At 72.4% G+C, this 21315-nt stretch carries 17 protein-coding genes and 2 pseudogenes; 4 read left to right on the top strand and 15 right to left on the bottom strand.

The window, feature by feature from the left end; all coding sequences use genetic code 11:
• Positions 1 to 143: 143 nt before the first annotated feature.
• The 4 genes from OHA86_RS08175 to OHA86_RS08160 all read right to left on the bottom strand — a co-directional run bounded on the left by OHA86_RS08175 (position 144) and on the right by OHA86_RS08160 (position 4384).
• Positions 144 to 227, bottom strand: a complete 84-nt coding sequence (locus OHA86_RS08175) for a putative leader peptide (RefSeq protein WP_329182298.1) — start codon at positions 225 to 227, stop codon at positions 144 to 146.
• 85 nt (positions 228 to 312) lie between these two features.
• The gene (locus OHA86_RS08170) at positions 313 to 885 is read right to left on the bottom strand and encodes a GNAT family N-acetyltransferase (protein WP_329173717.1); all 573 of its coding nucleotides are present in this window, start codon (positions 883 to 885) and stop codon (positions 313 to 315) included.
• Between the two features lie 52 nt (positions 886 to 937).
• Complete coding sequence (locus OHA86_RS08165) at positions 938 to 2215, bottom strand: GAF domain-containing protein (protein ID WP_443071665.1); 1278 nt, start codon at positions 2213 to 2215, stop codon at positions 938 to 940.
• Positions 2216 to 2746: 531 nt separating this feature from the next.
• On the bottom strand, positions 2747 to 4384 hold the full coding sequence (locus OHA86_RS08160; protein WP_329173715.1) for an acyl-CoA dehydrogenase family protein: 1638 nt from the start codon (positions 4382 to 4384) through the stop codon (positions 2747 to 2749).
• 18 nt (positions 4385 to 4402) lie between these two features.
• Here OHA86_RS08160 and OHA86_RS08155 point away from each other — a divergent pair, with 18 nt between their 5' ends.
• Together OHA86_RS08155 and OHA86_RS08150 are read left to right on the top strand one after the other, a co-directional pair.
• Complete coding sequence (locus tag OHA86_RS08155) at positions 4403 to 5632, top strand: YihY/virulence factor BrkB family protein (RefSeq protein WP_329173714.1); 1230 nt, start codon at positions 4403 to 4405, stop codon at positions 5630 to 5632.
• Between the two features lie 58 nt (positions 5633 to 5690).
• Positions 5691 to 6329 (top strand): helix-turn-helix transcriptional regulator, encoded by a 639-nt coding sequence (locus tag OHA86_RS08150; protein ID WP_329182294.1) that lies wholly within the window; start codon positions 5691 to 5693, stop codon positions 6327 to 6329.
• Here OHA86_RS08150 and OHA86_RS08145 read toward each other — a convergent pair.
• The 3 genes and pseudogenes from OHA86_RS08145 to OHA86_RS08135 all read right to left on the bottom strand — a co-directional run.
• Positions 6327 to 6482 (bottom strand): annotated as a pseudogene (locus tag OHA86_RS08145) (VOC family protein); the annotation flags it as partial. The gene OHA86_RS08150 and the pseudogene OHA86_RS08145 overlap by 3 nt on opposite strands.
• A 232-nt stretch (positions 6483 to 6714) precedes the next feature.
• On the bottom strand, positions 6715 to 7164 hold the full coding sequence (locus OHA86_RS08140; protein WP_329182292.1) for a ricin-type beta-trefoil lectin domain protein: 450 nt from the start codon (positions 7162 to 7164) through the stop codon (positions 6715 to 6717).
• Positions 7165 to 7167: 3 nt separating this feature from the next.
• Positions 7168 to 8385 (bottom strand): annotated as a pseudogene (locus OHA86_RS08135) (alginate lyase family protein); the annotation flags it as partial.
• Positions 8386 to 8603: 218 nt separating this feature from the next.
• Here OHA86_RS08135 and OHA86_RS08130 point away from each other — a divergent pair.
• A complete protein-coding gene (locus tag OHA86_RS08130; RefSeq protein WP_329173712.1) occupies positions 8604 to 9848 on the top strand; it encodes a ThuA domain-containing protein in 1245 nt (414 codons plus the stop codon).
• A 143-nt stretch (positions 9849 to 9991) separates the two neighbouring features.
• Here the strand turns inward: OHA86_RS08130 and OHA86_RS08125 are convergent, their stop codons facing one another.
• The 4 genes from OHA86_RS08125 to OHA86_RS08110 all read right to left on the bottom strand — a co-directional run bounded on the left by OHA86_RS08125 (position 9992) and on the right by OHA86_RS08110 (position 16580).
• Positions 9992 to 11101: an ABC transporter ATP-binding protein gene (locus OHA86_RS08125; RefSeq protein ID WP_329173711.1), complete on the bottom strand. Its 1110-nt coding sequence runs from the start codon at positions 11099 to 11101 to the stop codon at positions 9992 to 9994.
• The gene (locus OHA86_RS08120) at positions 11098 to 11973 is read right to left on the bottom strand and encodes an ABC transporter permease (RefSeq protein WP_329173709.1); all 876 of its coding nucleotides are present in this window, start codon (positions 11971 to 11973) and stop codon (positions 11098 to 11100) included. Before OHA86_RS08120 ends, OHA86_RS08125 begins: the two co-directional genes overlap by 4 nt.
• A complete protein-coding gene (gene modA / locus OHA86_RS08115) occupies positions 11970 to 12755 on the bottom strand; it encodes a molybdate ABC transporter substrate-binding protein (RefSeq protein ID WP_329182291.1) in 786 nt (261 codons plus the stop codon). The genes OHA86_RS08120 and modA overlap by 4 nt, the downstream gene beginning before the upstream one ends.
• 273 nt (positions 12756 to 13028) lie before the next feature.
• Positions 13029 to 16580: a discoidin domain-containing protein gene (locus OHA86_RS08110; protein WP_329173707.1), complete on the bottom strand. Its 3552-nt coding sequence runs from the start codon at positions 16578 to 16580 to the stop codon at positions 13029 to 13031.
• 355 nt (positions 16581 to 16935) lie between these two features.
• Here OHA86_RS08110 and rsgA point away from each other — a divergent pair, with 355 nt between their 5' ends.
• Positions 16936 to 18045 (top strand): ribosome small subunit-dependent GTPase A, encoded by a 1110-nt coding sequence (gene rsgA / locus OHA86_RS08105; protein WP_443071664.1) that lies wholly within the window; start codon positions 16936 to 16938, stop codon positions 18043 to 18045.
• A 79-nt stretch (positions 18046 to 18124) separates the two neighbouring features.
• On the opposite strand, the gene OHA86_RS08100 is transcribed toward rsgA, so the two are convergent.
• From OHA86_RS08100 to OHA86_RS08085, 4 genes are all read right to left on the bottom strand, one after another.
• Positions 18125 to 18256 (bottom strand): hypothetical protein, encoded by a 132-nt coding sequence (locus OHA86_RS08100; RefSeq protein ID WP_329173705.1) that lies wholly within the window; start codon positions 18254 to 18256, stop codon positions 18125 to 18127.
• Positions 18257 to 18430: 174 nt separating this feature from the next.
• Positions 18431 to 19471 (bottom strand): LacI family DNA-binding transcriptional regulator, encoded by a 1041-nt coding sequence (locus OHA86_RS08095; RefSeq protein WP_329173704.1) that lies wholly within the window; start codon positions 19469 to 19471, stop codon positions 18431 to 18433.
• A gap of 307 nt (positions 19472 to 19778) precedes the next feature.
• Positions 19779 to 20165, bottom strand: a complete 387-nt coding sequence (locus tag OHA86_RS08090) for a PPOX class F420-dependent oxidoreductase (RefSeq protein ID WP_329173703.1) — start codon at positions 20163 to 20165, stop codon at positions 19779 to 19781.
• Between the two features lie 143 nt (positions 20166 to 20308).
• Positions 20309 to 21151 carry a GH25 family lysozyme gene (locus tag OHA86_RS08085; protein ID WP_329182290.1) on the bottom strand — a complete coding sequence of 281 codons (843 nt, stop codon included), beginning with the start codon at positions 21149 to 21151 and terminating at the stop codon, positions 20309 to 20311.
• Positions 21152 to 21315 lie beyond the last annotated feature (164 nt).

Genomic DNA, 21315 nt, shown 5'->3' with positions numbered 1-21315 from the left:
GACAGGCTCGAATACGGTCGTTGACGGCGCGGAAGTACCCTGTGGCCTGGGGAAACGCAGAGCGGCGGTGCACGCGCGGCGGACGGCGGGGGACTCCCGTGCATCCACGACGACGGGGATGGCGGAGCGGTGCGGCTGTGCGGTCAGCCCGTCGGACAGATGGCGCTGGACACGCGGCAGAAGTCGACGTGCGGCCGACCTACCAAGGCGATTCCAGTGCGTGACATGACGAAAGCGTGGCACGCAGGTCTCGGGCGAGTCCACCGCTATCCAGCATGTGGACCAAAGTATCTCGCAATGCGAGACCTTGTGTCATGCGTCACTCCTGCCACCCAGCGGGCGCCGCGGGCGCACCGCGGGCACCGCCGTCACCGTGTCGTACACCCGGAAGCCGCGCCGCCGGTAGTTGTCCAGCGCGTACGGCCCGTCCAGCGAGCAGGTGTGCACCCACACCCGCCGGGTCGCCGGCCGCTCCGGCCACCGATCGCCCAGGTCCCAGGCCCGCGTGGTGCCGTACGACAGCAGATGGCCGCCGATGCCCCGGCCGCGGAAGTCGGGCAGCAGCCCGAAGTACCCGATCTCCACCACGCCCTCGTCCTGCCCGGCCAGCTCCACGTAACCGGCCGGGGTGCCGTGCTCGTACGCCACCCACAGCTCGGTGCCCGGCCGCTCCAGCAGCGCGCGCCACCGCTCCGGCGGCCACGGCAGCCGGTCGAACCACGAGCAGTCCGCGCCCACCGCGGTGTAGAGGAAGCGCCCGAAGTCCGGTGAGGGGACCTCGGCCCGCACGATCCGGACACCGGAATCGGCCGCGGGCACGGCTGCGGGGCGCAGCTCTCCCTGCGCGGTCAGTTCGAGGGACCAGGTGGTCACGGCGGTGCTCATGGCGCCAAGGGTAAGCGGACGCCCGCACGCCGCCGTGGCCGGATCCCGCCGCTCAGCCGGTGGCGCGGCTCGCCAGCACCGCGGGCGCCGCCGAGTGCGGCAGCAGGTCCCGCGGGCAGCGCGGCCGCAGCAGCTCGACCTCGACCGCCTCGGCGAAACGGTAGGGCCGGTGGGCGAGCACCCCGGCCAGATTCCTGCGCAGCCGGGACATCTCCGCCCGTACGGTCACGGTACGGCTCGGGTCGCCGAACAGGTCGTCCGCCAGCTCGGCCGCCGTCCTGCCCGCCCGGCGCAGCGCCAGCACGTACAGCAGCTCCGCGTGCCGCGGGGTGAGCCGCTGCGACCAGCTGCCGGCCGGCCCCGCCACGGTGACCGTCCAGCCGTCCGGGCGGCTCACATCGACCACCACCCGGCTCGCCGCGGGCGGCTCCCGGCCGCCCACCCGGATCAGCCAGCCGCCCGGCAGCGGCTCGATCCGGCACAACCCCAGCGACGGCAGCCACATCTGCCCGGCCGCCACCGCGGCGGGCAGCGCGATCCGCCCGGCCGGCGCCAGCCCGGTCGCCGCCGCGGTCCAGCCGCGCCGGTCCACCACCAGCGCCTGGCCGCCGATCGCGGCCAGCAGCGGCGCCGCGACCGACCGCAGCCGCTCGACCGCGGCCCAGTGCCGCGAGCGCAGCTCGCCCTCCGCCACCCGGGCCACCGCCGACACCAGCGGCAGCATCGCCGGGTGCACCGTCGCGGCCGGGCCGCTGACGTCCACCACGCCCAGCAGCCGCCCGTCCCGCGGGTCGTGCAGCGGCGAGGCGGCACACGTCCAGCCGTGGTGCGACCGTACGAAGTGCTCGGCCGAATGCACCTGGAGCGGCGTACCGGTGATCAGCGCGGTGCCGATGGCGTTGGTGCCGACCGTCTCCTCCGACCAGGAGGCGCCCTCCGCGAAGCCGAGCCGGTCCGCGCTCCTGCGTACGGCGAGGCTGCCGTCCCGCCACAGCACCCGGCCCTCGGCGTCGGTCACCACCATGATGTGCCAGGCCGCGTCCGCGACGGAGACCAGGCCCTCGCGGAGCACCGGCAGCACGTCCGCCAGCGGGGTGCTGTGCCGGCGGTGCTCGATCTCGTCGGTGCCGAGCAGGCTGGTACGCGGGCCGACGTCCGGGTCCACCCCGTGGCCCAGCGTGCGCTCCCAGGACGCGCCGATCACCGCGCGTGGTGCTTGCGGCGGCACGTCACCGGCGAGGGTGGCCGCCCGTACGGAGGCGAGCAGGTGCGGGGAGGGGTGGACGCCGGCCCCGTCCGCCCGCGCGAAGCCGATTGGAAGGTGTGGCACGACGCCTCCGTTCTGCCGTCCCTGTCAATGGTGCATGGGTGCGCACCTGGGCACCGGGCTTTCGGTCAACCGGTTCCCCCGGGGGGCGGCCCCGGGACGCCGGGCTCCGTGCGGGCGGTTCGCCGGGTGCGGACCCGGGAGCCGGGGTTCGTGCAACCGGCTGCAACGGTTGCGCCGGGGCGTGCGGCGGGCGCATTGTGACGCTGCGTCACGGGTGGGGGTGGTGCCGAGTCGGCGCGGCACCACCCCCCTGCGGGGGCTCGCCGAATCACCGACCCGCGCCGCCGTCGCGGCCGAGCGCGCGGTTCCCCGCGCGCCTGGGGGATTGCCCCTTGCGGTGGCGCCGCTTCCTTCCCGCCGCCGTGGTTGCCCGCGCAGTTCCCCGCGCCCCCGGGTGGGTGCCCCTTGCGGTGGCGTGTTTGTCGGCTGAGCCGCACCGCGCGTGCGAGGGCCGCCGCAAGCGGCACCCCCCTGAACGCCGCGACGCAGGCGCGGGCGGGAGGTCACCGCAAGGGGCCGATAACCCGGGGGCTAAGGCGCAGCCGGGGTCGCACGGGTGAGGAGGGGGGCGAGGTCGAGGCCGGCCGGCAACGTGCCGAACGTCGAACCCCAGTCCCCCCCGAGGCGCGAAGCGCAATACGCGTCGGCGACCTCCCCCGGTGCGAACCGGACCAGCAGCGAACCCTGGAGCACCATCGCCATGCGCTCGACGACCCGGCGGGCCCGCGCTTCGACGCCCTCCAGGTCACCGAGTTCGGTGAGCAGGTCCTTGACGGCCGCGTCGAGCCGGTGATCGGCCCCCCGCGCCAACCCCACCTCGGAGAGGAACGCCTCGACCGCGAGCGGCTCGCGTTGCAGCACCCGCAGCACATCGAGCGCCTGCACGTTGCCCGAGCCCTCCCACACCGAATTCAGCGGGGACTCCCGGAAGATCCTCGGCATCCCGGACTCCTCGACGTAGCCGTTGCCGCCCAGGCACTCCAGCGCCTCCGCGGCGACGACCGGGCACCGCTTGGTGACCCAGAATTTGGTGACGGCCACCGCGAGCCGCCGGAAGTGCCGTTCGCGCTCCGTACCGGTGTCGTAGGCGGCGGCCAGCCGCAGCGCGGTCGTGGTGGCGGCCTCGGACTCCAGCGCCAGGTCCGCCAGGACGTTGCGCATCAGCGGCTTGTCGATCAGCGGCCCGCCGAACGCGCCGCGGTGCGTGGCGTGGTGCACGGCCTGCGCGACCGCCTGCCGCATGAGCGCGGCCGAACCGAGCGCGCAGTCCAGCCGGGTGGCGGCCACCATCTCGATGATGGTGGCGACCCCGCGGCCCTCCTCGCCGACCCGGCGCGCCCAGGTGCCGCCGAACTCGACCTCGGAGGAGGCGTTGGAGCGGTTGCCGAGCTTGTCCTTGAGCCGCTGGATCGCGAAGACGTTGCGCGTGCCGTCCGGCAGCACCCGCGGCAGCAGGAAGCAGGTCAGCCCGGCGGGCGCCTGCGCCAGCACCAGGAAGCCGTCCGACATCGGCGCCGAGCAGAACCACTTGTGCCCGGTGAGCGCGTAGGCGCCCTCCTCGGCCAGCGGTTCCGCCCTGGTGGTGTTGGCGCGGACGTCGGAGCCGCCCTGCTTCTCCGTCATCCCCATGCCGAACAGCGCGCCGGGCTTCTCCTCGGCCGGCACCAGTCGCGGGTCGTAGACGTGCGAGCCGAGCCGCGGCTCCCACTCGGCGGCCAGCACGGGGTCGGTCCGCAGCGCGGGTACCGCCGCGTGCGTCATGGACACCGGACAGCCGTGCCCGGCCTCCACCTGCGACCAGACCAGGAAGCCGGCCGCCCGCCGCAGATGCCCGTCGGGCCGCGACCAGGCGTCGGTCAGGCCCGCGGTCACCGCGTGCCCGAGCAGCCGGTGCCAGGCCGGATGGAAGTCGACCTCGTCGATGCGGTGGCCGTAGCGGTCGTGGGTGCGCAGCACGGGGGAGTACGTGTTCGCCTCCTCGCCCCACTGCTGCGCCTGCGCGGAACCCGCGGCGAGCCCGAGCCGGGACAGCTCTTCACTGATCTCCGGCAGCCGGGCCGCGTCCGCGTGGCGCGCGACGGCCTCGGTGAGGACGGTGTCGGTGCTGTACACGTCATGGCCGACCAGGGGCGGGACCTGGTTCGTCACCGTGTGAGTGGGGGCAGTCATGCCAGCTAACGTAAGGGGGTGCAAGCAGCAGAAGAAAGAAGCCATCGGCGGCCGAACCGCTGGCGTCGGGCCCGGGTGCTGTACCGGAACCTCTCCAAGCGCAAGGTCGGCTGGCTCCTTCTCAAGGACACGGTCAACTCGTGCATGGAATACCGCGTCACCGGACTCGCGGCCGAGGCGGCCTTCTTCGTGCTGCTGTCCCTGCCGCCGCTGCTGCTCGGCCTGGTGGGCGCGCTCGGTTATGTCGACACGGTCGTCGGCCTGGACACCATCGACCACATCCGGCACAACATCCTCAGCGCGTCCTCGACCGTGCTGTCCGACAAGGGTGTCAACGAACTCGTCAAACCCCTGGTGGACGACGTCTTCCACGGACGGCGTCCGGACCTGATATCCCTGGGCTTCCTGATCGCCCTGTGGTCCGGCTCCCGCGCGGTGAACGTCTTCGTCGACACCATCACCATCATGTACGGCCTGGAAGGCCGCCGAGGCATCGTGCAGACCCGGCTGATGTCACTGGTCCTCTACGTCGTCGCGCTGGTCCTCGGCGCCGCGGTGCTGCCGCTGATCGTGGTCGGCCCGAACGCGGTCAACGACCTGGTGCCCGGCACGTCGAGCACCGTGCACGTGCTGTACTGGCCGATCGTGCTGCTGGCCTCGGTCGCCTTCCTGACCACGCTCTACCACGTGTCCGTACCCGTACGGTCGCCCTGGTACGAGGATGTGCCCGGCGCGCTCGTCGCGCTGCTGATGTGGGTGCTGGGCAGCTTCATCCTGCGGATCTACCTCACGCACGCGGTGGAGGGCCCGACGATCTACGGGTCGCTGGCGGCGCCGGTGGCCGTCCTGCTGTGGATCGGGGTGTCCGCCTTCGCCGTGCTGGTCGGCGCGGCGGTCAACGCGGCCGTCGACCGTATCTGGCCGTCGCTGGCCACCGCCGCCGCCCGGGAGGAGAACGACCGGCGCAAGGTGGCCGCCGCCGCGGAGGTGGTCGCGCGGGCCGAGGCGCGGCGGGCCCGGCAGGCCGCCGCGGCCGACGAGGACGACGACCCGCCGGCCGAATACCCCGAGCGCTGGGTGGACGTCCTGCCGCACGGCGACGTCCGCTCCCGGCTGCGCTCCCGCCGCCCGAAGCCGGCGCCGCCCGCCCCGCTCGTACCGCCCCGCCCGCCGCGGCCCCCGGCACCGCCGTCGATCCCCCCGATCCCGCCGCAGCACTCGCACTGGGACGACCACGGCCACGGCTGACGGGGGCACCAGGGGAGGGGTGAGCGGGTATCGGGAACGGGCCGCCCTTGCACCAGGGGTGACCGTATGGACGCGGACCGGCGGCGGTCCCTACCGGGTGCTGCCCGACGGCTGCATGGACCTCATCTGGCACGACGGCGCCCTGCTGGTCGCCGGCCCCGACACGTCGGCGCATGTCGTCACCGACCGGCCGGGCAGCAGCTACGCGGGCCTGCGGTTCGCCCCCGGCGTCGGCCCCGCGCTGCTGGGCGCGCCCGTCCGCGAGGTGCGCGACCTGCGGGTGCCGCTCGACGGCCTGTGGCCGGCCGCCGAGGCCCGGCGGCTGGCCGAACGCGCGGACGCCGGACCCGCGGCGGCACTGGACGCGTGGGCCGCGGACCGGATACGTGCCGCGGAACCCGCCGATCCGCTGCTCGGGCCGGTCGCCGCCGCCCTGTCAGCGGGACGCCCGGTCGCCGACATCGCGGCCGCCAGCGGCCTCGGCGAGCGGCAACTGCGCCGCCGCTGCGAGGCGGCCTTCGGCTACGGCCCCCGGACGCTGGCCCGGGTCCTGCGGCTCCAGCGCGCCCTGGCCCTGGCCCGGGCCGGCACGCCCTTCGCCCGGGTCGCCGCCGACGCGGGCTACGCCGACCAGCCGCACCTGTCCCGCGAGGTACGCACCCTGGCCGGCGTACCGCTGAGCGCCCTGCTGTCCTAGCCCGCCGGGCAGTGTGACCTCGGTGTGCGGCTGCGCGTCGGCCGCCGCGGGCAGCTCGATCCCGAGCCTGCGGTAGAAGGCGAGCGAGGCGGCCATGTCGGCGACGACCAGGCCGATCATGTCGAGACGGGGTGTCACGGGATGTGCGGTCATACGGCCCACGCCAGGCGGGCCGCCGCCTGCCGTCTTGAACGAAACGGTCACCCTTTTGTGGTGGGCGCCGCCGCGAATGCGCACCCATCTTCGCGGCGGCGCCGTATGTGGAGGGTTGCCCCTCTGCGGTGGAGCTGTGCCCCGTAGGGGCGCGGGGACCGCGCGACCGGCCAGGACGGCGGGTCAGCCGCCGGACCGGGGGAAGGGGCAGCCGCTCAGGCGCCCCACCCGGTCAGCTGGGCAGCGTCCAGGCCTGGTTGGCCGACCCCGTGCAGGACCAGATCTGCAGCTTCGTCCCGTTGGCCGACGTATTGCCCGTGGCGTCGAGGCACTTGCCCGACTGCGGGTTCACCAGCGACCCGCCGGACCCTGGCTGCCACACCTGCGACCCCGTCCCGTTGCAGTCGTACAACTGCACCTTCGACCCGTTCGCCGTACCGGCCGCCGCCACGTCCAGGCACTTGCCCAGCGCCTGCAAGGCACCGCCGGAGGCGACCGTCCAGGACTGGGCGGCGCTGCCGTTGCAGTCGTACAGCTGCACCGCCGTGCCATTGGCACTGCTCGCCGACGCCACATCGACACACTTCCCGCCGATCCCGTGGATCGGCCCCGCCCCGCCGCCGGTCGGCGGGCCGGTCGGCGGGCCGGTCGGCGGCGGAGTGCTGTCGCCGCCGGGTGCCACATCGGGATTGTTCGCGTTGGTCAGCGTCTCCCAGGCGACGAAGAGGTTGTTGGTGCCCGCGGGCCGGCGGGACTCGGTCAGCGTCTGGGTGTTGGTCATCGCGATGCCCTGCCGGTTGTGCAGCGCGTTGAAGCCGACCTCGGTCACCGGGCCGAGGCCCAGTGTGAGGCTGCCGCCGCACAGCCACGACGGCGGGGCGGTGCCCAGCTCGTACTTCGACTGGAAGCCGAGCGCCTGCTGCAACCTGGCGCCGACCTGCGGGTAGAGGTCCTGGCCCTGGATGTACGCCGTCTCGGCGACGTCCGAGATCGACGCGATGCCGTAACCGGTGTGCGTGAAGTCGCGGCAGGTCTCCTGGGTGAGCCCGTCCACGAAGGTGGACTGCCCCTGCCAGTAACCGATGATCTGCGACGAGGTGTTCAGACCGCTGCCGGGCACGGTCCTGGGCAGCGAGCCGTCCGAGCTGAGGTAGATGTACGCCGGAACCCGGTTGAGGTAGCGGGCGATCGCCTTGTCGTAGGAGGCGCCGTCGTCCAGGTAGATGGAGATGCCGACCGCGGCCTCCATCATCGTCAGCTCCCAGTTGCCGTTGCTGTTGGAGCCGTTGATGATCTCGGGCAGGTACACATTGCGCAGCATCGTGCCGAAGCGCCCGGAGTTCGGCCAGCCGCCGGTGTAGGTGTACTTGATGATCTCGGCGGCCCGCGGCCACACCGAGCCCGCCCAGCCGGTCTGCAGCGGCGCGTTGCTGTTGGTGTGCCCGGTGATGGTGGACGACCAGGCGTCCATCAGCTTGATCGACTCCTGCGCGTAGGCGGAGTTGCCGCTGATGTACCAGGCGAGCGCGTCGGTGTACGCGGCGATGGCATCCTCGCGCTCGTCCGTACAGCCGTTGTTGGGGTCGGAGTACGGCCCGCACTCGACGGTGGCGCGCGGCTTGGGGGTGCGCGACAGCGACGCGTAGGAGCTGGAGGCCATCTGCGAGTACGCGGCGGCCCAGGGCGCGGCGCCGGCCTGCACCTTGGTGCGTACGTAGTCGAGTTGGGACTTGCTGACCAGCACGCCCGGGTGCACGAAGGCGGTCGGCGCGGCGGCGACGGCGGGGGCCGCCGCGGGAGCCGGGACGAGGGCGGGTGCCGCGGCCGGGCCGGCGGCGGTCGCGGCACCGGTACCGGTCAGTACGGCCGCCGCGGCGGCCAGCGCGGCGCCCGCGGCGACCATGGCCGAGGCGCGGCGGAAGCGTTTACGCCGATGACCTGCGGGAGGCGTGCGTTCGAGCGGACTACGCATGTGGGGGCTCCCTGACTGCGCTGCGAAAAAGGTGGGGGGCGTCAAAGATGGTATGGACCATAGGTCATTGACATGAACACCGTCTAGACCTTTGAATCCTGCTACAGGCGCACGTCCCCCCCACCGTCGCGCACAAGGAAGGCCTTTCCATGGTCAGAACCCGAACCGCACAGCCCCGGATCCTGATACGTCTGTTCGCTCTGCTCGCCGTGCTGCTGGCCGCGTTGACCGCCCCCGCGCACCGGGCGCACGCGGCGGCTCCGTTCAAGGTGCTCGCCTTCTACGACGGCACCTACGACGCGGCGCACATCAGCTTCGTGCACGAGGCCAACGCGTGGTTCCCGCAGCAGGCGGCGGCCAACGGCTTCTCGTACACCGCGACGAACGACTGGAACCAGCTCAACACCGCGAATCTGGCGAACTACCAGGTCGTGATGTTCCTCGACAACTATCCGCAGACCGCCGCGCAGCGCAGCGCGTTCCAGACGTACATGAACAACGGCGGCGGCTGGATGGGCTTCCACGTCTCGGCCTACAACGACCAGACGCCCAGCGACTGGTCGTGGTACCACGAGACCTTCCTCGGCACCGGCACCTTCCAGTCCAACTCCTGGGGGCCGACGTCGGAGACGCTGAAGATCGAGGACCCGAACCACCCGGCGACCGCGGGCCTGCCGTCCACCATCACCTCGTCGGTCAGCGAGTGGTACAGCTGGCAGCACGACCTGCGGCAGAACCCGGCCATCGACATCCTGGCGTCAATGGACCAGTCCACTTTCCCGATCGGCACCGACCCCAACCAGACCTGGTACAGCGGGTACTACCCGATCGTGTGGACCAACCACAACTACAAGATGATCTACAACAACTTCGGCCACAACGCGATGGACTACGCCACCAACACGACGCTGTCGTCGACCTTCGCCAGCGCGCAGCAGAACCAGCTGCTGCTCCAGGGGCTGCGCTGGCTCGGCGGCCAGTCGGGGCCTGTCACCCCGCCGCCCGCTGGCGCGACGGGGCCGATCCACGGCTTCGGCGGGAAGTGTGTCGATGTGGCGTCGGCGAGCAGTGCCAATGGCACGGCGGTGCAGCTGTACGACTGCAACGGCAGCGCCGCGCAGTCCTGGACGGTCGCTTCCGGCGGGACGCTCAAGGCGCTGGGCAAGTGCCTGGACGTGGCGGCGGCCGGTACGGCGAACGGGTCGAAGGTGCAGTTGTACGACTGCAACGGGACGGGGTCGCAGGTGTGGCAGCCAGGGTCCGGCGGGTCGCTGGTGAACCCGCAGTCGGGCAAGTGCCTCGACGCCACGGGGAATACGTCGGCCAACGGGACGAAGCTGCAGATCTGGTCCTGCACGGGGTCGGCCAACCAGTCCTGGACGCTGCCCAGCTGACCGGGTGGGGCGCCTGAGCGGCTGCCCCTTCCCCCGGTCCGGCGGCTGACCCGCCGTCGTGGCCGCGACAGGCCACGACGGCGCCGCACTCGGCAGGGTGGCTGAGGTCCCGTGGTGCGCCGCCGCACGAGACGCACCGGCCGTCAGGCCGGATACGCGTGGGTCCGCGCGCCCTCGACCGACACCCACACAGCGCCGCCGGGCACCAGCGCGAGTTCGGCGACCGCGACGGTCGTCAGGTCGGCCGCCAGCGCCAGCCCGTCGGCGGGCCCCGTGCCGGTGAGGGTGACCCGGATCCGGTCGCCGTGCGACTCCATGCCGGTCACGCCCGCCGGCCAGGCGTCGCGCGCGCCGGCGTCGGGGCGGTCCCGGTGCAGGGTGACCGCGCCGGGCGGGAAGGCGACGAAGGCCGGTCCGTCCAGCGACTCGGTGCAGGTCAGCTCCAGGCCCGGCGCCAGCCGTACGGTGCGGCCCGCGGCCTCGCCCTGGTAGAGGTTCAGGCCGACCAGCCGGGCGATGTAGTCGGTGCGCGGGCGGCGGGCGACCTCCGCCGGTGTGCCCTCCTGCACCAGGCGGCCGTCCTCGATCACCATCAGCCGGTCGGCCAGCACCATCGCGTCCAGCGGGTCATGGGTGACCAGTACCGCCACCGCCTCGAACGCCGCCAGGTGCCGCCGCAGTTCGGTCCGTACGTCGAGCCGGGCGCGCGCGTCGAGGGCCGCGAGCGGCTCGTCGAGCAGCAGCAGCCGCGGCCCGGTGGCCAGCGCCCGGGCCAGCGCGACCCGCTGGGCCTGCCCGCCGGACAGCCGCCGCGGCTTGGCGCCCGCGTGGTCGGCCAGGCCCATCCGGTCCAGCAGGCCGGCGGCCAGTGCCCGCGCCGCGGCCCGCGGCACCCCGTGGCAGCGCGGCCCGAACGCGACGTTCTCCAGCGCCGTCAGATGCGGGAAGAGCAGGTAGTCCTGGAAGATCACCCCGACCGGGCGGCCCTCGGGCGCGATCCGCCGCCGTAGCGCCGGATCCTCCAGCGTCTCGCCGTCCAGCCGCAGGTACCCGCCGGTCAGCGGGGTCAGCCCGGCCAGGGTGCGCAGCGCGGTGGTCTTGCCCGCGCCGTTCGGCCCGAGCAGCGCCAGCACCTCGCCGGGCCGTACGGCCAGCGTCACGTCGAGGGTGAAGGCGCCCCGGTCGAGCACCAGGTGGGCGTCGAGCCCATCGGCGTCGCCCTTGGTGAGCACGGGCGGCCCGGAACCGGTCATACGGCGCCCGCTCCCGTCCAGCGTTCCCGCAGCCCGGCCAGGACCGCGAGGGACACCGCGAGCAGCACCAGGCTCAGCGCGATGGCCGCCGCCGGGTCGTCCTGGAGTGCCAGGTAGACCGCGAGCGGCATCGTCTGGGTGCGCCCGGGGAAGCTGCCCGCGAAGGTGATGGTCGCCCCGAACTCGCCCAGCGCCCGCGCCCAGGCCAGCACCGCGCCGGCCGCGACACCCGGGGCGATCATCGGCAGCGTCACCCGGCGGAAGGCGGTGAGCCGGGAGGCGCCCAGCGTGGCGGCGGCCTCCTCGTACCGCGCGTCGGCGGCCCGCAGTGTGCCCTCGACGGTGATCACCAGGAAGGGCATGGCCACGAAGGTCTCGGCGACCACGACCCCCGAGGTGGTGAAGGGCAGCGTGACCCCGAAGGCCGAGTCCAGCCAGCGCCCGACCACCCCGTTGCGGCCCAGCGCGAGCAGCAGCGCCACCCCGCCGACCACCGGCGGCAGCACCAGCGGGAGGGTGACCAGCGCCCGTACCAGGCGCCTGCCGGGGAAGGCCGTACGCGCCAGCAGCCACGCCAGCGGCACGCCGAAGAGCAGCGAGGCCGCCGTCGCCAGGGTCGCGGTCTGCAGCGACAGCCGCAGCGCCTGCCACACCGCGGCGCCGGCCAGCTGGTGCGGCAGGTCCCGCCAGGGCGCCCTGATCAGCAGCGCGACCAGCGGCAGCAGCAGAAACGCCAGCCCGATCAGCGCGGGCAGCACCAGCGCGACGGGCACCCGGCCGCTGCCCCGCCGGGCGGCGCGCGGCCGCCGCGGCCGGCCGCCGGGGGCGTCCCGGCGGCCGGCCGCGGCGGCGCTCCGCGAGTCGTCCGTCACGGGTTCAGGAAGCCCGCAGCGGTCAGCACCTTCTGGCCCTCGGCGGACTTCACCAGCGCGATGAAGGCCTGCGCCGCCGTCGCGTTGGGGGCGTCCTTGAGCGCCAGGATCGGGTAGGCGTTGACGGCCTTGGCGGACTCGGGGAACTGCACGCCGTCCACCTTGCCACCCGCGGCGTTCACATCGGTCTGGTAGACGACCGCCGCGTCGACCTCCTTCAGCTCCACCTTGGTCAGCGCCGACTTCACGTCCTGCTCGTAGGACACCGGGGTGAGCTTGAGGCTGCTGGCGGTCAGCGCCTTCTGGGCGGCGGAGCCGCACGGCACGGTCTTGGCGCACAGCGCGACCTTCAGACCGGACTTGGTGAGGTCCTTGAGCGTGGCGATGTGCTGCGGGTTGCCCGGCAGGGTGGCGATCTCCAGCTGGTTGCGGACGAAGGTGACAGGGGTGCCCTGCCCGTCGCCGGCGTCGGTGACCGTCTTCATGGTGGCCGGGCTCGCGGCGGCGAAGACGTCGGCGGGCGCGCCCGAGGTGATGCTCGCCGCGAGGGTGTCGCTGCCGCCGAAGTTGAAGGTGACCTTCGTGCCCGGGTAGGCGGTCTCGAACTGCTTGCCCAGCTCGGTGAAGGTCTCCTTGAGCGACGCCGCGGCGAAGACGGTGAGCGAGCCGGAGACCTTCGGCGACGCGCTCGCCGAGGCCGGGGCGGAGCCCGCGGCGGTCGTGGTGGCGGAGTCGGAGGACTTGTCGTCCGAGGAGGAGCACGCGGTGAGCGCCAGCAGCATCGCGGCGCCACCCAGGGCCAGCGGCAGGGCATGGCGTCGCGCGGAACGGGTTGTCACAGGAAGTCTTCCTCTCTGCCGCACGCTGCCGTGCGGATACGACGATCATAATTCCGCAGATGCGAGGAGGAAGTCTGCTGGGGCATTGCATAAACCAAACAATCAGGCCGCCGGGGCTGGCTTGTGCGATCGCACAAGCCAGCCCCGGCGGCCTGGACCGGCCGCGCTCCCGTGCCGGGACAAGCCCGGGAGCGCGGCCGGCGTTCCGCGGGCAGGTCAGCCGGTGGCCCAGCTGGTCAGCCCCGCTCCGTAGGCGTACAGCGGATTGCCGTACGTGGTCGGCACCGTCTGTCCCGCGTCGATCTTCGCCCGGATGTCCGCCCGCTCGGCGGCGGTCGCACCGAGGTCGTACGGCAGGTCCCAGGCCTCGTTCGCGTCGGCCTGGTTGTCACCGCCGCCCGGCTTGAGCACCTGGTCGAGGCTTCTGGGCATCTGCCAGGGCAGCTTGCCGCGCGGGGTGAAGTCCCCGAACAGCAGGCTGGCCGTCGCCGGGCCGACCTCCTCGCCGCCGCGGTAGGTCACCACGATGGCGTCGGCCAGGTTGTTCCAGTCGCTCATCACGATCGGCCGCGGCAGTGTCAGCACGACCACCACCGGGATGCCCTGGTTCTTGAAGTTCTGGATCAGGGCGAGCTGGTCGGCCGGCAGGTACGGCTGGGTGTCGGGCCAGTTGGTGGCGTGCGTGTACGACGGCTCGCCGACGTTCACGATCGCCAGCTTCGGCGCGGGACCGGTGTCCTGGTAGACGTTGACCCCGGCCGTCGCGGCTCTGGCCTTGATCGCGTCGAGCATGTCCAGCGAACCGTAGTCCGGGTGGAAGTAGCTCGACCAGATGCAGCAGGCGGCCCCGTCGGTGGCCCGGGGACCGGCGACCACGATGTTGTCGCCCGCCTTCAGCTTGACCGGCAGCACCCCGTTGTTCTTGAGCACCGTGTCGGACTCGCGCGCCGCCTGGTTGGCCAGCGCCGTGTAGCTGGGCTGGTGGAAGCGGTAGGGGCCGTTCACCGGGTCGCCGTAGGGGTGGTCGAAGATGCCCAGCTCGAACTTGAGCTTGAGGATCCGCGTCACCGCGTCGTTGATCCTGGCCAGCGGCACCTGCTGCTGGAAGCTCGCCATGGTGAAGTCCGCGGCGCCCGGGTCGGCGCCGCCCATCACGTCGGAGCCCGCGTTCGCCGCGTTGATCCACGCGGTGGACGGCAGCCAGTCCGTGGTGATCAGACCGGTGTAGCCCAGGTTCTGCCGCAGGTAGGTGAGGATCTTCGCGCTGTCGCCCGCACCAGGACCGCCCGGGTCGAGGTACGAACTGCCCGCGTAGCCCGGCATGATGTTGACCGCGCCGGCCTCCATCGCCGCCCGGAACGGGATCATGTGGTACTTGATGCTGACCGCGTCGTAGACGATGCCGGCCTCGCCGCCCGCGCCCTCGCCCGGCCAGTGCTTGACCGTCGCCAGCACCGAGCCCGGGTTCAGCTCGGGACCGCCCTGGAGGCCCGCTACCAGTGCCCGCAGCTGGGCCGCGGCGACGTCGGCGTTCTCACCGCCGCCTTCCTGGATGCGCGGGTAGAGCACCTTGGTGCCGACCTCGGCGAGCGGGGAGAGGGTGCCGCGCGCACCGACCTCCAGCTCCTCCTTGCGCTGCATGTCGCCGAGCTTGTAGTCGAGCGGGTAGTCCTTGCCCGCCGCCAGCGTGCTCTGCAGCGGATACGTCGTCTGGTAGCCGGCCGTGGTGTCGCCCGCCGAGACCGGCGGGATGCCCAGCCGGGTGGCGGCCGTGGACAGCAGCACCTGGTTCAGGTCCGCGGGCTGCGCGGGGCCGAAGTGCCAGCCGGACATCGGATAGGTCTGGACGTTGTAGAACATCTGATAGGCCTTCTCCTCCAGCGTCATCCGGCTGAGAAGGTCGCTGACCCGGGTGTCGACCGGCTGGCGCCAGTCCTCGTACGGCTCGATCGTGCCGTCCTTGTTGAGGTCGCGGGCGCCGTTGATGACGTTGACACCGTCCGCGACCTGCTCGACGTCGGGCAGGTAGACGCTGAACGTACGGATGTTGGACGTCGTCTTGGCGCCGGAACCGGACACCGCGACCACGAACCACTTGTACGTCCACCGGTCGGTGATGTCCCAACTCGGCGTGTAGCTCGTGCCGGTGGGCTCGGCCACCTTGGTGTAGAGGTCCAGCAGATTGCCGGACGCGGTGAAGTCGTAGTCGGTGCGGCTGAGGTTGAGCCACACCTCGTAGTGGGCGGAGCCGCTGACCGGGTTCCAGCTCAGGGCCGGGCGGCGGGTGGTGGTGACCATGGCCTTGTCCGCGGGCGCGGCCAGCTGGAACTGGCCGGTCGTGGCCGGGGCCTTGGTCGGGCCGGAGAGCAGCGGCGGGGTCGCGGTGGAGGTGTCGAGCGTGCCGTAGACCTGGAACTCCCACAGGGAGTAGCCGTATCCGGTGGCGCGGGCGGTGCCGGTGAAGCGCACGTAGCGGCCCTTGCCGGTCAGCGGCAGCTTCTCGATGCCGCCCTTGCCCGCCGCGGTGGTGTACAGCGACGTCCAGGTGGTGCCGTTGTCGGACACCTCGAGGTGGTAGCCGGTGGCGTACGCCGACTCCCAGTTGAGCACGATGCCGCTGATGGTGCCGGTGCCGCCGAGGTCGACCTGGAGCCACTGGGCGTCGGTTGACAGGCTGGACCAGCGGGTGTTGGTCCGGCCGTCGAGGGCGGCGGCCGGGGCGTTGCCCCCTTCGTAGGAGGACGCCGACACCTGCTTGTAGGCGGAGATCACCGAGCCGGAGAAGTCACCGCCGCCGGGGTTGCCCGGGTCGGTCGGCGTGGTGGGGGGAGTGCCGCCGCCGCCACTGGTGTGGACCTGGAACTCCCAGAGGGAGTAGCCGTATCCGGTGGCGCGGGCGGTGCCGTACAGCCGGATGTAGCGGCCGGTGCCGTTGACGGTGAGCGTCTGGTTGCCGCCGGTGCCGGCAGTGGTCGAGTAGGCGTCGGTCCAGGTGGTGGCGTTGTCGGAGACCTGGATCTTGAAGGCGGTGCCGTACGCCGACTCCCAGTTGAGCACGACCTGGCAGACGGTGGCCGTCGCGCCGAGGTCGACCTGGAGCCATTGCGGGTCGGCCGCCGCGCTGGACCACCGGGTGCCGGCATTGCCGTCGACGGCCGCGGAGGCGGGGGTCCCGGCGTTCTCGGTGGACGACGCGGTCGCGGTCCTCCCCTGCGCCGCGTTGTCGGTGCCGCAGGCGGTGGGTCCTGTGGTGCCGCTGGTGCCGTAGACCTGGAACTCCCAGAGGGAGTAGCCGTATCCGGTGGCGCGGGCGGTGCCGTAGAAGCGGACATAGCGACCGGAAGCGTTTACGGGGACTGTCTGCACGCCGCCGGTCGCGGTGGTGGTGGAGTAGGCGTCGGTCCAGGTGGTGGCGTTGTCGGAGACCTGGATCTTGTAGGCGGTGGCGTACGCCGACTCCCAGTTGAGGGTGACGGAGCTGAGGGTGGCGCCGGTGCCGAGGTCGACCTGGAGCCATTGCGGGTCGGCCGCCGCGCTGGACCAGCGGGTGCCGGTGTTGCCGTCGACGGCGGCCGAGGCGGGGGTCCCGGCGTTCTCGGTGGACGAGGCTGTCGCGGTCCTGCCCTGCGACAGCAGGGAAGGCGCGGCGTTGGCGGTGCCGGATGTGGCGGTGATCGCCCCGGCCACTACGACAACGGCCGCCACCAGGGCGGCCAGCAGGGGTCTTCTGCGCCGGACGGCACGCAGGAAGAGGGACAGGAGGCTCATGTGCATCTCCATGGGGGGTGTGTACCTCTTGATGAAGCCGGAGAGCGCTCTCCGGGGGGAGTCTCATGCAAGGCCTGATCACTGTCAATGCCCTGTGCGTCGGCGGTAAATGAGTGGCAGCCGGCGCGCGGAGGAGCTACCGTGCCAGCAGGTGTTCGCCGCGGAAGCCGTCAGGGCTGCCGTGCCGGCCGTGATGATGACCAGGGAGGTGTGACCGATGGCTGTCTTTGCACTGGGCGCTGCCCGCATTCAGCAGATCGTGCCTCGCACTCCCGTGGTCTCCGGCTGACCTCTTCCTTCTTCTCTCCGCGCGCGGGGCGCGCGGTGCCGGGGCCACCCGTTCGAAGGGTTTCCCTTGTCTTTCTCTTTTCGTGACGCCTCCTCGCATGCGCTCGTGCCCTACGGATGGGACGACGTATGGGAGACGGAGTTCGCACCGCACGCGGCACAGGACCTGGTGCCGGGGCGGGTGGTGCGGGTGGACCGCAGCATGTGCGACCTCTTCACCGCGGACGGCCTGATCCGGGCCGACACCTCGCTGGTGACGCCCAACGACCCGATGCGCGTGGTGTGCACCGGCGACTGGGCGGCCGTCGACCGCGACGGCGACCCGCGCTTCGTCCGTACGCTGCTGCCGCGGCGCACCGCTTTCGTACGCTCCACCTCCTCCAAGCGCTCCGAAGGCCAGGTGCTGGCCGCCAACCTCGACCATGTGGTGGTCTGCGTGTCGCTCGCGGCCGATCTCGACCTCGGGCGGCTGGAGCGCTTCTTGTCGCTGGCCTGGGAGAGCGGCGCCGTGCCGCTGGTGGTGCTGACCAAGGCGGACACCCTGGCCGACACCACCCATCTGCTGGCCGACGCCGAGGCCGCGGCGCCCGGTGTTCAGGTGCTGGTGGTCAGCGCGGCCACCGGCGCCGGGCTCGACACGCTGACCGCCGTGCTGACCGGCGGCACGGCGGCGCTGCTCGGCCAGTCGGGAGCCGGCAAGTCCACGCTGACCAACGCCCTGCTGGGCCGTGAGGTGCAGGAGGTGCAGGCCACCAGGGACGCGGACGGCAAGGGCCGGCACACCACGACCACCCGTGACCTGCTCGCGCTGCCGGACGGCGGGGTGCTCATCGACACGCCGGGGCTGCGCGGTGTCGGGCTGTGGGACGCGCAGGCCGGCGTCGGCCAGGTCTTCGCCGAGATCGAGCAACTGGCCGCCGACTGCCGCTTCCAGGACTGCTCGCACCACGCGGAGCCGGGCTGCGCGGTGCTCGCCGCGCTCGACGACGGCACGCTCGCGCACCGGCGGCTCGACAGCTACCGCAAGCTGCTGCGCGAGAACGCCTGGATCGCCTCACGCACCGATCAGCGGCTGCGTGCCGAGATGCGGCGCGAGTGGAAGCTGCGCTCGGCGGCGGGCCGTGAGATGTACCAGCGCAAGCGGGGCGGAGGTGGTGGTCACCGCAGGACGGTCTGACGCACCGCCGTCACCCGGTGTCCCGCGCCTGCGCGGGTGGCGTCACTCCGCCTCCCGCGCACGTGCGAGCCCGGGTGCGTCACCCGGCGCCGCCGTCACGACCGTGGCGGCGGCGCACCGCGATCGGACTGCCGGCGCTCCAGAACGAACCTATGACGCCGACCACCACCAGTGCGACGATCACGATCCCGAGGATCACGGAGTAGGCCATGGCAGTCCTCCTCGTCTCCCGGTGCGGTCTTCACCGCACTCTCACGTTCGCTGCCTGACCGTGACCTTCCCGTTGCTTGACGCTTCCAACCCACAGGGTGGTGAACCGGCTTCACCCTCCGGTGGCGGAACGCCCTTACGGCCGACCGCCGGTGGCCCCCGGCGTACGCCCGGATCAGGCCGAGGCGCGTACCACCAGTTGGGTGGGGGTGACGATCGGCGCCAGGGCTGACGCCCCGTCGGAGCCGGCGGACGGCTCAAGGGCGCGCAGCAGCAGCCGCGCCATCATCCGGCCCATCTCCTCGATGTCCTGCCGGATGGTGGTCAGCGGCGGGTCGGTCCACTCGGCGACCGAGACGATGTCGTCGAAGCCGATCACCGCCACGTCCTGCGGCACCCGCAGCCCGCGCTGCCGCAGCACCCGCAGCGCGCCCGAGGCCATCACGTCGGAGGCGACGAAGACCGCGTCGAGGTCGGGAACCCGCTCCAGCAGCTGCTCCATGGCGCGCGAGCCGCCGTCCGGGGTGAAGTCGCCCTCGGCGATCAGCAGCGGGTCGATGTCCGGCAGCACATCGCGGAAGCCGTCGAGCCGGTCGATCGAGGCGGTCTGGTCCAGCGGGCCCGCGATGTGCCCGACGCGCCGGCGGCCGAGGTTCAGCAGGTGGCGCACGGCGTCGCGCGCGCCGCCGCGGTTGTCGCAGTCCACGTAGAGCGTGCTGGGCCCCGAATCGTCCGACCAGCTGGGCCGGCCGCCTATGACGGTCGCCACCCCGGCCTTGCGGGCCATCACCGGCAGCGAGTCGTCGTCGTGCAGCGAGAAGATCAGCGCGCCGTCCACGTGCCCGCCGGCCAGATAGCGGCCCACCCGCTCGTAGTCGGCGGTGCCTTCGGTCAGCAGCAGCACCAACTGGTTGTCGTGCGCGGTCAGTTCCTTGCTGATGCCGCGCACCTGCTGGGCGAAGAACGGGTCGGCGAAGAACCTGGTCTCTGGCTCGGCCACCACGACGGCGACCGCTCCGTTGCGCCGGGTGACCAGGGTGCGGGCCGCCTGGTTGGGCACGTATCCGAGTTCGTCGACGGCCGCGCGGACCCGCTCGACCAGCGGCGCCCGTACGCCCTCGCTCCCGTTGACCACCCGCGAGGCCGTCGCCCGTGACACCCCGGCCCGCGCCGCGACTTCCTCAAGAGTGGGGCGGGCGAACGTCGGGTCGGACACGGGGAGGGCTCCTTCGCGCGCGGATAACAAAAAGTTCCGGGATCGGCACGGACAGCGTAACGGGTTACCCGGCGTTGCGTGAGAGCGCTCTCTTTTTTCATAGCGTGAGCTTTGCCCCGCGGGGGGCGGCCCGCGGGGCAATTGTGGACCGCGTTCAGGGGCGGCGGTGGGGCGGGGTGGCGCTGGGGAAGGCGGCGGGGCGGGTGTGCCGGGGGTGAGGCGGCGTGCCCCGGCGGCGGGGCGGGTGCGCCAGGGGTGAGGTGGGTGCGCCGGGGGTGAGGCGGGTGTGCCCGGGGGTGGGGCGGGGTCAGTCGTCCAGGCCCCAGCTGAAGATGCTGTGGGGCGTGACCCTGATCAGCTCGGGGCTCAGGTGCGCGCCGAGGTCGTGCGGGCCGACGATCTGCTCGGCGGTGCCGCGGATCTCCACCCCGCGGACCTTCCACGGCTCGACGCTCGCGATGTCGTCCACGACCAGGGAGACATGGCCGTTGGCCGCGATGTTCCGCCACTTCTTGGTGGTGCCCATCGCGTAGCCGCCGATGTCGACGGTGCTGTCGGGACGCAGGAAGAAGCCGACCGGGTTGGCCTGCGGCCGGCCCTTCGCGTCCACCGTCGCCAGCCGGGCGAGGCGCTGGCCGCGCAGATAGGCCAGCTCGGCGTCGTTCAGTTCCGTCCGTGCGGATGTCGTCGTCATGGGCCAAGCCTCACACGATCGCCCGACGCCGTCATCGGACCTGCGGCCCAGGCGAGTCCTGGGCCGCAGGTCCGAGTACGGGCGGCACGGCGGTTCTTCGGCCGCTCCCGGCGCGGGCCGTGCCGCGGCTCCTGACCAGGCCGTCAGGGGGTGTTGTTGGCCAGGGCCAGCAGGCGGGCGCTGCTGGCGCTGAAACGGTCGCGGTCCACGGCGCCCGTGATGCCGCTCACCGATCCGTTGTCGGCGTACTGCCAGAAGGTCCAGAACGGGAAGCCGCCCGGGATGGTGGGGCTGGCGGCGGTGGTCCAGTGCGCCACATTCAGCGGGCTCCTGGCGGACATGCCGCTCCAGCCGCCGGTGCAGGAGTTCCACCAGCTCGCGCTGGTGTAGAGGACGACGTCACGGCTCGTCCTGGCCTTGTAGGTGTTGTAGAAGTCGAGGATCCACGACTGCATGGCGGCGGCCGTCTTGCCGTAGCAGCCGCCTTCGAGGTCCAGCATCCCGGGCAGCGTCAGGTTGTCCGCCGACCAGGCGCCGCCGTTGCTGGCGAAGTAGGCGGCCTGCGCCGCGCCGCTGGACAGGTCGGGCCGCGCGAAGTGGTAAGCGCCCCTGATCACCTTGGCGTTGTAGGCGTTGAGGTAGTCGGCGCTGAAGGTGGGGTCCTTGTACGTGGTGCTCTCGGTGGCCTTGATGTAGGCGAACTGGATCCCGGCGGCCTTCACCGACGTCCAGTTGATCGTCCCCTGGTAGTGCGAGACGTCGATGCCCGCGGGGTAGGACGCGTTCGGGGCCATGACGCCCGGGGCGTCGAGGTGCAGTTGCCGGGTGTCCGGCGCGAAGGCCTTGCTGTCCTGGACGTAGCCGACGCCCATGTAGCCGCCGCCGAGCGGGATGTCGCTGCCCGACGGCAGCGACTGGGCGGAGGCGGTGCCCCCTGTCACCGTCGCGGCAAGGGCCATGCTCGCGCCGAGGACGCCGGCCGCCATCAGTTTCCGCTGGACGGCCCGGGGGGTGCGGATTCGGGAGAACAAGGCTTTCCTCCTGGCACATTGGGGTGGTGCGGGGGACGGGGTCGCGAGATGTGCTGCCCGACCGGGGGTCTACTCGCGTAGCGTTCGAGCGGTCGGCGACCGCCACCGCTGCATTGGGG

The sequence above is a fragment of the Streptomyces sp. NBC_01477 genome (assembly GCF_036227245.1).
Classification (GTDB): Bacteria; Actinomycetota; Actinomycetes; order Streptomycetales; family Streptomycetaceae; genus Actinacidiphila.
The sequence above is the reverse complement of the archived record's forward strand: the minus strand, read 5'-3'. Positions and strand labels throughout refer to the sequence as shown.

Bases quoted from the DNA above. Each gene is read 5' to 3' on its own strand.
- OHA86_RS08110 (WP_329173707.1), bottom strand. From the start codon at position 16,580: ATGAGCCTCCTGTCCCTCTTCCTGCGTGCCGTCCGGCGCAGAAGACCC.
- OHA86_RS08175 (WP_329182298.1), bottom strand. From the start codon at position 227: ATGTCACGCACTGGAATCGCCTTGGTAGGTCGGCCGCACGTCGACTTC.
- OHA86_RS08170 (WP_329173717.1), bottom strand. From the start codon at position 885: ATGAGCACCGCCGTGACCACCTGGTCCCTCGAACTGACCGCGCAGGGA.
- OHA86_RS08130 (WP_329173712.1), top strand. From the start codon at position 8,604: ATGGTCAGAACCCGAACCGCACAGCCCCGGATCCTGATACGTCTGTTC.
- OHA86_RS08085 (WP_329182290.1), bottom strand. From the start codon at position 21,151: ATGGCGGCCGGCGTCCTCGGCGCGAGCATGGCCCTTGCCGCGACGGTG.
- modA (WP_329182291.1), bottom strand. From the start codon at position 12,755: ATGCTGCTGGCGCTCACCGCGTGCTCCTCCTCGGACGACAAGTCCTCC.
- OHA86_RS08160 (WP_329173715.1), bottom strand. From the start codon at position 4,384: ATGACTGCCCCCACTCACACGGTGACGAACCAGGTCCCGCCCCTGGTC.
- OHA86_RS08100 (WP_329173705.1), bottom strand. From the start codon at position 18,256: ATGGCCTACTCCGTGATCCTCGGGATCGTGATCGTCGCACTGGTGGTG.
- OHA86_RS08090 (WP_329173703.1), bottom strand. From the start codon at position 20,165: ATGACGACGACATCCGCACGGACGGAACTGAACGACGCCGAGCTGGCC.
- OHA86_RS08125 (WP_329173711.1), bottom strand. From the start codon at position 11,101: ATGACCGGTTCCGGGCCGCCCGTGCTCACCAAGGGCGACGCCGATGGG.